The organism is Streptomyces sp. NPDC028331 (assembly GCF_055565775.1).
The window spans coordinates 195901-207922 of the sequence record NZ_JBVHTR010000008.1 but is presented as its reverse complement, the minus strand read 5'-3'; the positions used below and the strand labels follow the sequence as shown (position 1 = coordinate 207922).

The following is a 12022-nucleotide window of genomic DNA, read 5'->3' as shown; positions in this document are numbered from 1 at the left end:
TTCTCGGGCATGACGAAGATCGTCAACCACTGGATCGGCGGCAAGACCGCCGAAGGCGCGTCGGGCACGTACGGGCCGGTGACGGACCCGGCGACCGGGGCGGTCACCACGAAGGTCGCGTTCGCGACCGTGGAGGAGGTGGACGCGGCCGTCGCCGCGGCCAAGGAGGCCTACGCGACCTGGGGCCAGTCCTCGCTGGCCCAGCGCACCGCGATCCTGTTCAGGTTCCGGGCGCTGCTGGACGAGCACCGTGACGAGATCGCGGAGCTGATCACCGCCGAGCACGGCAAGGTGCACGGCGACGCGCTCGGTGAGGTGGCGCGCGGCCTGGAGATCGTCGACCTGGCCTGCGGCATCAGCGTGCAGCTCAAGGGCGAGCTGTCCACGCAGGTCGCCAGCCGGGTGGACGTGGCCTCGATCCGGCAGCCGCTGGGCGTCGTCGCGGGCATCACGCCGTTCAACTTCCCGGCGATGGTGCCGATGTGGATGTTCCCGATCGCCATCGCGTGCGGCAACACCTTCGTGCTGAAGCCGTCCGAGAAGGACCCGTCGGCGTCGATCCGCCTGGCCGAGCTGCTCGCCGAGGCGGGGCTGCCGGACGGCGTCTTCAACGTCGTGCACGGCGACAAGGTGGCCGTGGACCGGCTGCTGGAACACCCGGACGTCAAGGCGGTGTCGTTCGTCGGTTCCACCCCGATCGCCCGCTACATCCACACGACCGCCTCCGCGAACGGCAAGCGCGTCCAGGCCCTGGGCGGCGCCAAGAACCACATGCTGGTCCTGCCGGACGCCGACCTGGACGCGGCGGCCGACGCGGCGGTCTCGGCCGCGTACGGCTCCGCGGGCGAGCGCTGCATGGCGATCTCCGCGGTCGTCGCGGTCGGCTCGATCGGCGACGAGCTGGTGGAGAAGATCCGCGAGCGCGCCGAGAAGATCAAGATCGGCCCCGGCGACGACCCGACGTCCGAGATGGGTCCGCTGATCACCGCCGCCCACCGCGACAAGGTCGCCTCCTATGTGTCGGGCGCGGCCGCCGAGGGGGCCGAGGTGGTGCTCGACGGCACCGGCTACACCGTCGACGGCTACGAGGGCGGTCACTGGATCGGCATCTCCCTGCTGGACAAGGTGCCGACCACCGCGAAGGCGTACCGGGACGAGATCTTCGGCCCGGTCCTGTGCGTCCTGCGCGTGGACACCTACGACGAGGGCGTGGCGCTGATCAACAGCTCGCCGTTCGGCAACGGCACCGCGATCTTCACCCGGGACGGCGGCGCGGCCCGCCGCTTCCAGCTCGAGGTCGAGGCCGGCATGGTCGGCGTGAACGTGCCGATCCCGGTGCCGGTGGGCTACCACTCCTTCGGCGGCTGGAAGGACTCGCTCTTCGGCGACCACCACATCTACGGCAACGACGGCACGCACTTCTACACCCGCGGCAAGGTGGTCACCTCCCGGTGGCCCGACCCGGCCGACGCCCCGGCGGGCGTGGACCTGGGATTCCCGCGCAACCACTGACCGCCGGCCCCGTGGGGCCGATGACACCGATGAGGCCGTCCGTTATGCGGACGGCCTCATTTTTTTACGGAGGCGCGTTGCGGTTCCCGTATGCGCGCAAGATGCCGAACACACGGACCGATTGACGCGCGATTCAGTCGTAGATCGCGTTTCTGGTGCGGATTCCGTAGGTGAACACCCATTGACGCGGCGGTTTTCGTCGGGGTTCGATGCGTGCGCCGGGAGCGGACCAGTGCCCGCAGGACCGAAGCCGCCGGAGGCGATAGCGCTCCCGACCCCACCATGTCGCACGAGTCGATCGGAAACCGCCGCATGACCGATACGCTCCGCCCCGTCGAGAACGCCGCCGTCCCGGCACCGGGCAGTCCCCAGAAGCTCAAGCGGTCCATCGGCGTCGTCGGCGGCACCCTGCTCACCCTGTCGTGCGTGACGCCCGCCTCCACGCTCTTCGTGGTCGTCCCCGACCTGTTCGGCTCGCTGGGCACCGCGACCGCGCTCACCATCGCGATCGGCTCCCTCCTCTGCATCGCCGTGGCGTTCTGCTACTCGGAGCTCGGCACCCTGATCCCCAGCGCGGGCGGCGAGTACGCCATGGTGTCGACGCTGGCCGGACGGCTCGCGGGCTGGCTGGTGTTCGTGCTGTCCCTGCTGGTCGTCATGATCGTGCCGCCGGTGATCGCGATGGGCACGGCGGACTACCTGGCGCCGGTCGTGCACCTCGACCCGGCGATGACGGGCGCCGGGGTCATGCTCCTCGCCACCCTCGCCGGCCTGCTGGACCTGCGCGCCAACGCCTGGATCACCGGCATCTTCCTGGTCCTGGAGGTCGTGGCCGCGGGCCTCGTCGCGGTCCTCGGCTTCGCACACGGCCGGCGCGGGGCCGGCAGTCTGGTCTCGATGCAGGTGACCGGCGCCGGCGGGCACACGGACCACGTGACGGCCATGATGGTCGTCTCCGGCCTCGCCATCGCCCTCTTCGTCACCCAGGGCTTCTCCACCGCCGTCTACCTCTCCGAGGAACTGGAGAACCCGCGCCGCACCGTCGCCCGGACGGTCCTCGCCACCCTCGCGATCTCCTCGGTCGTCATCCTGGTCCCGGTCGTCGCGATCACCATGGGCGCACCCGACCTCAAGGCGCTGACCGGCGGCGACCTCAGCACCATGGTCACCGCCTGGTCCGACACGGCCGTCGGCACCTTCGTGAGCCTGTGCGTGGCGCTCGCGATCATCAACGCGGGCATCGTCATGGTCATCCAGAACTCCCGCGTGCTGTTCGCCTCGGCCCGCGACAAGGCCTGGCCCGAGCCGGTCAACCACGCGCTCGCCCGGCTCGGCCGGTTCGGCTCCTCCTGGGTCGCCACCCTCGTCGTCGGCGTCCCCGGCGCACTGCTCTGCTTCGTCAACCTGGACACGCTCTACGGCGTCACGGGCGTCTCGGTGACCGGCATGTACCTGCTCGTCGCGGTCGCCGCCCTGCTCGCCCGGCGGGGCGCGCACGCGCACACGCCGGCCTGGCGGATGCCGCTGTGGCCCGCGATGCCGGTCCTGCTGATCGCCGTCCTGGGCTACATCCTCACCCAGCAGGAGGCGGGCTACCTGCTGTGGACGGGCGGCATCACGGCCGCCGCCACCCTGTACTGGGCCCTCTACCTGCGCCCGCGCCGCGCGACGCGCTGGCTGGTGTCCCTCCCGGAGGACGCGCGGGCCTGAGTCCCCCGGCCCGGTTCAGGTGAAGTCCCAGGTCACCACCGAGCACGTTCCGTCGTCCTTGCCGCCCGCACTGCGATAGGCGGCAAGGGCGATGTCGTTCCCGGCGTCGGCCGGCACCCACATGCCGTAGCAGCCCAGCTCGCGGCCGAGCGCCGCGAGCCGCCGCACGAGTGCTCGCCCGATACCCCGGCGCCGGTACGGCTCCGCGACCGCCAGCTCGTACAGGAACATCTCGGCGCCCTTGTCGGGATGGAGGGTCTCGACGCCGCTGACGAACCCGACGGGCCCGATCTCGCCGTCCTCGTAGGCCAGGAGGAGGTGGTGTCCGGTGGCGGCCAGGAAGCGTTCCGCCCACTCCGCGCGGACCGGGTGATCGAACAGGTGCTCGGCAGCGGCGACTTCGGTCACGACGGTGGCGCGGCGAATCTCCATGCGTCTTCGTACCACGGCCGCAGTACGCGGCGCGGGCTCGTACGCCCGTGGAAGGGCCCGCGGTTCAGTCCGGCGGCTGCTCCGGTTGTCGGTGGCGGCCCTTACCGTGGACGCATGGATCTTCGACTGCCCGCAGTCCGGGGGCTGCGCCGAGGGGCCGTGGCCGCCGTGGCCGCGGTCCTCCTCGTGCTGGCCGGTGTCGGGACGTGGACGGCCGTCGCCTCGGACGAGCCACCCGCCGTGCACCGCGCCGACAGATACCTGGACATGGGCGGCGGAGTGCGGATCGACACCTCTTTCTTCACGTCCGGATCCGGCGGCCGCCGCCCGGCCGTCCTGCTGGCGCACGGCTTCGGCGGCAGCAAGGACGACGTCAGGGACCAGGCGGTCACGCTCGCCCGGGACGGATACGCGGTGCTGACCTGGTCGGCGCGCGGCTTCGGCAGGTCCACGGGGAAGATCGGGCTGAACGACCCGAAGGGCGAGGTCGCCGACGTCTCCCGGCTCATCGACTGGCTGGCGAAGCAGCCGCAGGTCCGACTGGACAAGCCGGGCGATCCGCGCGTGGGCATGGCCGGAGCGTCCTACGGCGGTGCGATCGCGCTGCTGGCCGCGGGGTACGACCACCGGGTGGACGCCATCGCCCCGGAGATCACGTACTGGAACCTGGCGGACGCCCTGTTCCCGGACGGCGTGTTCAAGAAGCTGTGGGCCGGTGTCTTCGTGAACTCCGGCGGAGGGTGCGCGAAGTTCACGGCCGAGCTGTGCCGGATGTACGAACGGGTCGCGGAGTCCGGCAAGCCGGACGCCGAGGCGCGTGCCCTGCTCCAGGCGCGTTCGCCGTCCGCCGTCGGCAAGGACATCAAGGTGCCCACCCTGCTCGTGCAGGGCCAGTCCGACTCGCTGTTCCCGCTCGGCCAGGCGGACGCGGCGGCCCGGACGATCCGCGCCAACGGGGCGCCCGTGGACGTCGACTGGATCGCGGGCGGACACGACGGCGGCGACCTGGAGACGAGCCGGGTGCAGGCGCGCGACATCGCCTGGTTCGACCGCTACCTGAAGGGTGACAAGGACGTCGACACCGGACCCGCGTTCCGGATCACCCGCACCGGCGGCATCGACTCCACGGACGGCGCCGCCCAGTTGAAGGGCGCGAGCGCGGCCTCCTACCCGGGGCTGGAGAGCGGGCGGCGGACGGTCCAGCTCAGCGGCCCCGAGCAGCGCTTCGCCAACCCGGCCGGGGCGAGCCCGCCCGCGGTCTCCGCGCTGCCCGGCCTCGGCGCCTCGGGCGGCCTGTCGCAACTGTCGTCGCTGGGCGTCGGGGTGTCGCTCGACTTCCCCGGCCAGTACGCACGGTTCGACTCGCGTCCCGTGTCCCAGGACCTGTGGATCACCGGCTCGCCGACGGTGACGGTGCATGTGACGTCGACGAGCGACGACGCCGTGCTGTTCGGGAAGGTGTACGACGTCGGCCCCGGCAAGGGGCAGCCCGTCCTGCCGTCGCAGCTCGTCGCCCCGGTGCGGGTGGAGGGCGCCAAGGCGGGCAGGGACGTCACACTGACCCTGCCCGCCGTCGACCACAAGGTGCAGAAGGGACACCGGCTGCGCCTGGTCCTCGCCTCCACGGACCTCGGCTACGCCTCCCCGGCCGCGCCCGCCACATACACGGTCTCCCTGAAAAGCGGCCTGAAAGTGCCCACGGCACCCGGGGTGCGGACCGCGGCGGCCCAGCTTCCCTCCTGGGTGTGGTGGCTTCCGGCGGCCGGAGCGGTGACCGCGGTGGCGCTGCTGCTCACGGCCCGCCGCCGTACGACGGCACCGGCGCCCGACCCCGCGCTCGCCGAGATCCCGCTGGAGATCACCGGCCTGAGCAAGCGGTACGCGAAGTCGGCGGACCGGTACGCGGTCAAGGACCTGTCCTTCCGCGTGGAGAAGGGCCAGGTGCTGGGCCTGCTGGGACCGAACGGCGCCGGCAAGACGACCACCCTGCGCATGCTGATGGGGCTGATCCGGCCGGACGGCGGCGAGATCCGCGTCTTCGGCCATGCGATCCGGCCGGGTGCGTCGGTGCTGTCACGGGTCGGGGCCTTCGTGGAGGGCGCCGGCTTCCTGCCGCACCTGTCCGGCCGGGAGAACCTGGAGCTGTACTGGCGGGCGACGGGCCGCCCGGCCGAGGACGCCCACCTGGACGAGGCGCTCGAGATCGCGGGGCTCGGCGACGCGCTGGAGCGCGCGGTGCGCACCTACTCCCAGGGCATGCGGCAGCGCCTGGCCATCGCCCAGGCGATGCTCGGACTGCCGGACCTGCTGATCCTGGACGAGCCGACCAACGGCCTGGACCCGCCGCAGATCCGCGAGATGCGCGAGGTCATGATCCGGTACGCGGCGGGCGGCCGCACGGTCATCGTCTCCAGCCATCTGCTGGCGGAGGTCGAGCAGTCCTGCACCCACCTGGTGGTCATGGACCGCGGCCGGCTGCTCCAGGCCGGCCCGGTCAAGGAGATCATCGGCTCGGGCGACACCCTGCTCGTCGGCACCGCCGCACCCGTGGAGGATCCCCTCGTCGAGAAGGTGGGCGCACTGCCGGGGGTGGCCTCGGCGGTGCGCACGGAGGACGGGCTGCTGGTCCGGCTGGACACGGGCGGCAGCGCGCGGCGGCTGGTCGCGGAGCTGGTGCGGCTGGACGTCCCCGTGGAGTCCGTGGGTCCCCACCGGCGTCTGGAGGACGCCTTCCTGACCCTGATCGGAGGTTCCGCATGAGTGCGCTCGCCGAACGGGCGGAGACGGCCGAGGGATACCGGGCGCGGCGGACGCTGCCGCTGCGTGTCGAGCTCGTCCGGCAGCTCAAGCGGCGCCGCACCCTGGTGATGGGCGCCATCCTGGCCCTGCTGCCGTTCGTGCTGGTCGTCGCGTTCGCCATCGGCGGCGACCCGGGCTCGCGCAACGGCCAGGTCACGCTGATGGACACGGCCACCGCGTCGGGCGCCAACTTCGCCGCGGTGAACCTCTTCGTCTCCGCCGGGTTCCTGCTGGTGATCCCGGTGGCCCTGTTCTGCGGTGACACGGTCGCCTCCGAGGCGAGCTGGTCGTCGCTGCGCTACCTGCTCGCGGCACCCGTCCCCCGCGCCCGCCTGTTGTGGTCCAAGCTCGTGGTGGGGCTCGGCATGAGCCTCGCGGCCATGGTGCTGCTGCCGGTGGTCGCGCTCACCGTGGGTACGGCCGCCTACGGCTGGGGGCCACTGCAGATACCGACCGGCGGCTCCCTCTCCCCGGGCACGGCGGCGCAGCGGCTCGTCGTCGTGGTGGCGTACATCTTCGTGTCCCAACTGGTCACCGCCGGGCTCGCGTTCTGGCTGTCGACGAGGACGGACGCACCGCTGGGCGCGGTGGGCGGCGCGGTCGGCCTCACCATCGTGGGGAACGTGCTGGACGCGGTCACCGCTCTCGGCCACTGGCGCGACTTCCTGCCGGCGCACTGGCAGTTCGCCTGGGCCGACGCGGTCCAGACCCAGCCGGAGTGGGCCGGCATGATCCAGGGCACGGCGATCTCGGTGACGTACGCGCTGGTGCTGTTCGCCCTGGCGTTCCGCGGTTTCGCCCGCAAGGACGTCGTCTCCTAGCGCGACGCAGGACGCCCGGACGCAGCGGCCCCGGGCGCAGGTGAAGGAGCGGCCCGCCGAACCGGTCGGCGGGCCGCTCCTCGTGCGCCGGGCTCAGCCGTTGTCGGTGCCGTTGGCGGACAGGACCGGAACGTCGTCCAGGACGTGCGACAGCGGCTCGTCACCCTTGGCCTGGGTGGAGTTCTCGGTGCACTGCTGGTTCTGCGGCGCCGAGAGGATCGGGACGTCCTGCACGGCCACCGGCACCACGCCGACGAGCGAACCGGCGTTGACCTTCGCGGGCAGACCGACGCAGGGCTTGTTCAGGGAGCCCTGGACGAGCGCCATCTGGGGGCTGTTGACGCCGTAGGTGGCCGAGTTGCCGTACTGCTGCGTCGAAGTGTTGCCGTTGGTGGACGTCGTCCCGGTGTCGTCGCCGAGCGCGAGCGCCTGGGGAGCCGCCGCGGCGGAGACGCCCACCACGGAAGCCGCGACGGCCGCGGCGGCCATGAACCTCTTCATCACTTGCCAGTCCCTTCTGGAAAAACCCCGTCCACCGGAGCGCTCTGGACAACTGCCGCAGGGGGGCATGGTTGCTCCGCTTCACTCCGATGGCCCATACCGGCAGGCGCATGCGGAGCAGTATGCGGGGCGCGTATTTCCCAATTACCGCCCGCGGATGGGCCCGACCGGGTGAATGACCGAAACCAATGCGAAGGCGCCGGGTTGGTCGCAGCGCAGGAACACGTGTCTTCGGTCAGGAAAGGAACGCGACATGTTCAAGAAGGCGATGGCCGCGGCAGCGGTCGCGGCTTCCGTGGTGGGCGTATCCGCCGCGACTGCTCCGCAGGCGCTGGCGCTCGGCGACGACACCGGGACGACGTCCACCAACGCGAACACCATCTCGGAGTCGTACGGCAACTCCGCGACCTCGGGCGTCAACAGCCCCCAGATGGCGCTCGTCCAGGGCTCGCTGAACAAGGCCTGTGTCGGCCTGCCCGCGAAGGCCAACGCGGGCTCGCTCGTCGGCGTGGTGCCGGTGGCCGTGCAGGACGTCCCGATCCTCTCGGCGCCGCAGAACCAGCAGTGCACCGAGAACTCCACCCAGGCCAAGGGTGACGAGCCGCTGTCGCACCTGCTGGACGACGTTCCGGTCCTGTCCGCCAACGGCACCGGCAACCGCTGACCGCCGCCGCGCACCGGCCGGCCGCCCGTCCCTCACATGTGCGGTGGCACGGGTACCGGCGGTCGTCGGAATATTGGTTTTTCCCGGCGTCCCCTCGACGACTTCCTTCCGCGTGACGTCGCATGACTCCGCACGACTTCGCATGACTTATTCATGACTTACGCATGACTCCGCACGGCGTTCGCAGGCACCGGACCGCGCCGACGGCCCGCCGGGCCTTTCGTGTGCATTCACGATCGGCGTTCGGGTGAATTACGCGGCGGCTCGTGTGAGGGAGTTGCTTCGCCCGTCTATTCCTCGTTTCACAGATGCAGGTCGTGCGGCGGGCAGTTTCAAGCCGTGCTCGCTCGGTTTCGGCCGTCACAGGGGCACGACCGCTCAGAAGGGAAATTCCGTGAAGCACACGAAGAGCGCCGCCGTCGTGGCCGGCGCCATCATGACTCTGGGAATGGCCGCCCCCGCCATGGCGGACTCGGGAGCCGAAGGCTCCGCGACCAACTCCCCGGGCGTCCTGTCCGGGAATGTCATCCAGGTTCCGGTGGACGTGCCCGTCAACGTCTGCGGCAACAGCCTCGGCATCATCGCGCTGCTGAACCCCGCCGCCGGAAACGCGTGCTCGAACACCTGACGCCATGGCCGCCCACGGCTGATGTCGTCACACACCAGCCGTCCGGCTGTGTCACGGCCGGCCTTGGACTGCGTTTCTCGGTTCCAGGGCCGGCTTTACCACTTCTCCCACCTCTACCAGCAGGAAGACAACGAGATTGCGACAGACCCTGAGCAGGGGAATGGTCGCGGCGGCCGCCGCGACGGGCATTCTGTCCCTGTGCGGCAGCCCGGTGTTCGCCGACTCGAGCGCCGACGGCGCCACGACCGGATCGCCGGGCGTCCTGTCCGGTAACACCGTCCAGGCCCCCGTGAACATCCCCGTCAACGTCTGCGGCAACACGGTCAACGTGATCGCCGCCTTGAACCCGGCGTTCGGCAACGCATGTGCCAACGGCCGGGGCGCCAAGGCGTCCCCTGCGCCCGTGACCCCCGCCCCCACGCCGACCGTCCCGGCGCAGACGCCGCCCAGCGGCAGCGGTTCCACCACCCCGACCGGATCCGGCCAGACGAGCACCCCCACCCCCACCGGCTCCGGCACGACGCCCCAGACGCCGGGCACGGGAGTGGGAAGCAACCAGCCGGGCACCGGGACGACCCCGCCGCAGGGCACACTGCCGCCCCAGGCGGTCCCCCAGGCGGACGTCCCTCGGGCCGGAGCTCACCCCGTCGTGGCCTCGCACACCCTGCCCGCCCTGGCCGAGACCGGCAGTGAGGGCATCCTCGCGGCCTCGGCCGTCAGCGTCGCGATGCTGGCCGGCGGGCTCATCCTGTACCGGCGGGGCCGGGTCGCCTCCCACCGGTGACGTGCCGGGTGCCGGGCGTTGCGCGTCCGGCACCCGTTGCGTCGTCCACGCGTCCCTTCCCTGAAGTCCACCGTCCAGGGGCGGCACCCACTCCGGGTGCCGCCCCTGGACGTTTCCTCCGCGAAGCACCCCCGCCCCGGTGCACCGCCCGTGTCACAAAGAACCCCTCCCCGTCACGCATGTCCCGGCTCTGCGGGCCTTCTGTCACAGCCGGTTCACAGGCCCTTTCCCCGGTGCGCCGGGGCTCGTTGACCCGGCACAGGCTTTGTGATCGCCGGCGCAGGCCCGGCTCCCCCGACGACCTCCCCCCGGTCGCCGCCGTGGCCTGCGCGAGGAGGTGCTTCAAGATGACCGACCGTCGCCTCTGGTCCTACAAGGAGATCGCCGCACACATCAGCGTGCAGCCGGACACCGTCAGGTCCTACCGCAAGCACGGGCTGCTGCCACCACCCGACCATGTGGAGAGCGGAAAGCCCTACTGGTACGCCGACACGGTCCGGGCCTGGGTCGCCTCCCGCCCCGGCAACCGCGGCCGCGGAGAGCCCTGACCGCTCCCCCGTCCCCTCACGTGGCCCGCCCCGGCCGGGGCGGGCCACGCCGCTGCCGCCGGCGGCCGGCCGTCTCAGCGCCACGGCTCGACGACCGTCACCCCCTGCCCCGGTGCCGTCCCCATGGCCGCCAGGGCCGCCGGGGACGCCGCCAGCGGAATGGCCGACGTGACCAGGAGGTCGGGGCGCAGCGCGCCGGACCGGACCAGTTCCAGCATGGGCGGATAGGTGTGGGCCGCCATGCCGTGGCTGCCGAGGATCTCCAGTTCCAGGGCGATCACCCGGGCCATGGGGACCGGGGTGGCGCCGTCGGGTGAGGGCAGCAGGCCGACCTGGACGTGGCGCCCGCGGCGGCGCAGGCCGTTCACCGACGCGGCGCAGGTCGCGGGGGAGCCGAGCGCGTCGAGGGAGACATGGGCGCCGCCACCGGTCAGGGCGCGGACCGCCTCGGCCGTGTCGTCGGTGCCGGTCGCGTCCACGCACTCCGCCGCGCCCGCCTTCCGTGCCAGCTCAAGGGCCCGGGGGGACACGTCGACGGCGACGACCCGGGCCCCCGCGGCGGCCGCGATCATCACCGCGGACAGTCCGACACCCCCGCAGCCGTGCACGGCGACCCACTCCCCCGCGGCCGGCCGGCCCTGCTGGACGACCGCCCGGAAAGCGGTCGCGAACCGGCACCCGAGCGCCGCCGCCGTCCGGAACGACATCTCCTCCGGCACCGCCACCAGGTTCACGTCCGCATGCTCGAGCGCCACGTACTGCGCGAAGGACCCCCAGTGCGTGAACCCCGGCTGGGTCTGCCGCTCGCACACCTGCTGGTCGCCCGCCGCGCAGGACGGGCAGCCGCCGCAGGCGCACACGAACGGCACGGTGACCCGGTCGCCCGGCCGCCAGCGCGTCACCCGGGCTCCGACCGCCTCGACGACACCGGCGAGTTCATGGCCGGGCACGTGCGGGAGCGTGACGTCCGGGTCGTGCCCCATCCAGCCGTGCCAGTCGCTGCGGCACAGCCCCGTGGCCTCGACCCGCACCACGACCCCGTGCGCGGACGGTTCCGGGTCCGCCACCTCCCGCACCTCGGCCGGCTCCCCGAACCGCTCGAACACCACCGCACGCATACGACCGCACCCTCCGCCCCGGTCCGAACCCTGCACCGGAGATCGTCTCGCGGCGGAAGGCGGCCGCGCACCCGGGCCGGGTATCCGTCCCGGAGCGGAACGCGCGTCACCGACGCGCCCCACCTCCCTTCGAACGGGTACCCCCAGGGGGTATAGTGGGAAGCACGTAAGCCCCATCCGTCCCCTGAGGAGTAATGCCATGACCGCACAGACCGACACCCCGGGTTCCGTGACGACCGTCTACAAGGTGAGCGGGATGAGCTGCGGGCACTGTGAAGGCTCCGTCTCCGGCGAGATCTCCGGCATCGACGGAGTCACCTCGGTCACCGCCGTCGCGTCCACCGGCGAGGTGACGGTCGTCTCGGCCGCCCCCCTCGACGAGGAGGCCGTGCGCGCCGCCGTCGACGAGGCCGGCTTCGAACTCGTCGGCCAGGCCTGAACCACCGGCATCGTCCACCGCACCGGGCCGTACCGACCAGCTCATACTGGCTCCGCACGGCCCGGT

At 72.0% G+C, this 12022-nt stretch carries 12 protein-coding genes; 9 read left to right on the top strand and 3 right to left on the bottom strand.

Annotation, left to right across the window (positions count from 1 at the left end; genetic code table 11):
* Positions 1–9: 9 nt before the first annotated feature.
* A complete protein-coding gene (gene mmsA, locus ACZ4SW_RS14735) occupies positions 10–1512 on the top strand; it encodes a CoA-acylating methylmalonate-semialdehyde dehydrogenase (RefSeq protein WP_468242414.1) in 1503 nt (500 codons plus the stop codon).
* Positions 1513–1824: 312 nt separating this feature from the next.
* Positions 1825–3222: an APC family permease gene (locus tag ACZ4SW_RS14730; RefSeq protein ID WP_468242412.1), complete on the top strand. Its 1398-nt coding sequence runs from the start codon at positions 1825–1827 to the stop codon at positions 3220–3222.
* A 15-nt stretch (positions 3223–3237) separates the two neighbouring features.
* Here the strand turns inward: ACZ4SW_RS14730 and ACZ4SW_RS14725 are convergent, their stop codons facing one another.
* On the bottom strand, positions 3238–3654 hold the full coding sequence (locus tag ACZ4SW_RS14725; protein ID WP_468242409.1) for a GNAT family N-acetyltransferase: 417 nt from the start codon (positions 3652–3654) through the stop codon (positions 3238–3240).
* Positions 3655–3768: 114 nt separating this feature from the next.
* Here ACZ4SW_RS14725 and ACZ4SW_RS14720 point away from each other — a divergent pair, with 114 nt between their 5' ends.
* Together ACZ4SW_RS14720 and ACZ4SW_RS14715 are read left to right on the top strand one after the other, a co-directional pair.
* Positions 3769–6414, top strand: coding sequence for a CocE/NonD family hydrolase (locus tag ACZ4SW_RS14720; protein WP_468242407.1), 2646 nt, complete (start codon positions 3769–3771; stop codon positions 6412–6414).
* Complete coding sequence (locus tag ACZ4SW_RS14715; RefSeq protein WP_468242405.1) at positions 6411–7274, top strand: ABC transporter permease; 864 nt, start codon at positions 6411–6413, stop codon at positions 7272–7274. Before ACZ4SW_RS14720 ends, ACZ4SW_RS14715 begins: the two co-directional genes overlap by 4 nt.
* Positions 7275–7367: 93 nt before the next feature.
* Here ACZ4SW_RS14715 and ACZ4SW_RS14710 read toward each other — a convergent pair whose 3' ends face one another.
* On the bottom strand, positions 7368–7775 hold the full coding sequence (locus ACZ4SW_RS14710; RefSeq protein WP_468242402.1) for a rodlin: 408 nt from the start codon (positions 7773–7775) through the stop codon (positions 7368–7370).
* Between the two features lie 253 nt (positions 7776–8028).
* Here ACZ4SW_RS14710 and ACZ4SW_RS14705 point away from each other — a divergent pair, with 253 nt between their 5' ends.
* The 4 genes from ACZ4SW_RS14705 (at position 8029) to ACZ4SW_RS14690 (ending at position 10399) form a co-directional block, all read left to right on the top strand.
* Entirely contained in the window at positions 8029–8439 is a 411-nt protein-coding gene (locus ACZ4SW_RS14705; RefSeq protein ID WP_468242400.1) for a rodlin, read from the top strand.
* A 436-nt stretch (positions 8440–8875) separates the two neighbouring features.
* Positions 8876–9067 carry a chaplin gene (locus tag ACZ4SW_RS14700; protein WP_468242678.1) on the top strand — a complete coding sequence of 64 codons (192 nt, stop codon included), beginning with the start codon at positions 8876–8878 and terminating at the stop codon, positions 9065–9067.
* A gap of 136 nt (positions 9068–9203) precedes the next feature.
* A complete protein-coding gene (locus ACZ4SW_RS14695) occupies positions 9204–9851 on the top strand; it encodes a chaplin (protein ID WP_468242397.1) in 648 nt (215 codons plus the stop codon).
* A 347-nt stretch (positions 9852–10198) separates the two neighbouring features.
* Entirely contained in the window at positions 10199–10399 is a 201-nt protein-coding gene (locus ACZ4SW_RS14690) for a helix-turn-helix transcriptional regulator (protein ID WP_468242394.1), read from the top strand.
* Positions 10400–10473: 74 nt separating this feature from the next.
* Here the strand turns inward: ACZ4SW_RS14690 and ACZ4SW_RS14685 are convergent, their stop codons facing one another.
* On the bottom strand, positions 10474–11517 hold the full coding sequence (locus tag ACZ4SW_RS14685; protein WP_468242392.1) for a zinc-dependent alcohol dehydrogenase family protein: 1044 nt from the start codon (positions 11515–11517) through the stop codon (positions 10474–10476).
* 199 nt (positions 11518–11716) lie between these two features.
* On the opposite strand from ACZ4SW_RS14685, the gene ACZ4SW_RS14680 reads away from it, so the two are divergent.
* Positions 11717–11956: a heavy-metal-associated domain-containing protein gene (locus ACZ4SW_RS14680; RefSeq protein WP_468242390.1), complete on the top strand. Its 240-nt coding sequence runs from the start codon at positions 11717–11719 to the stop codon at positions 11954–11956.
* Positions 11957–12022 lie beyond the last annotated feature (66 nt).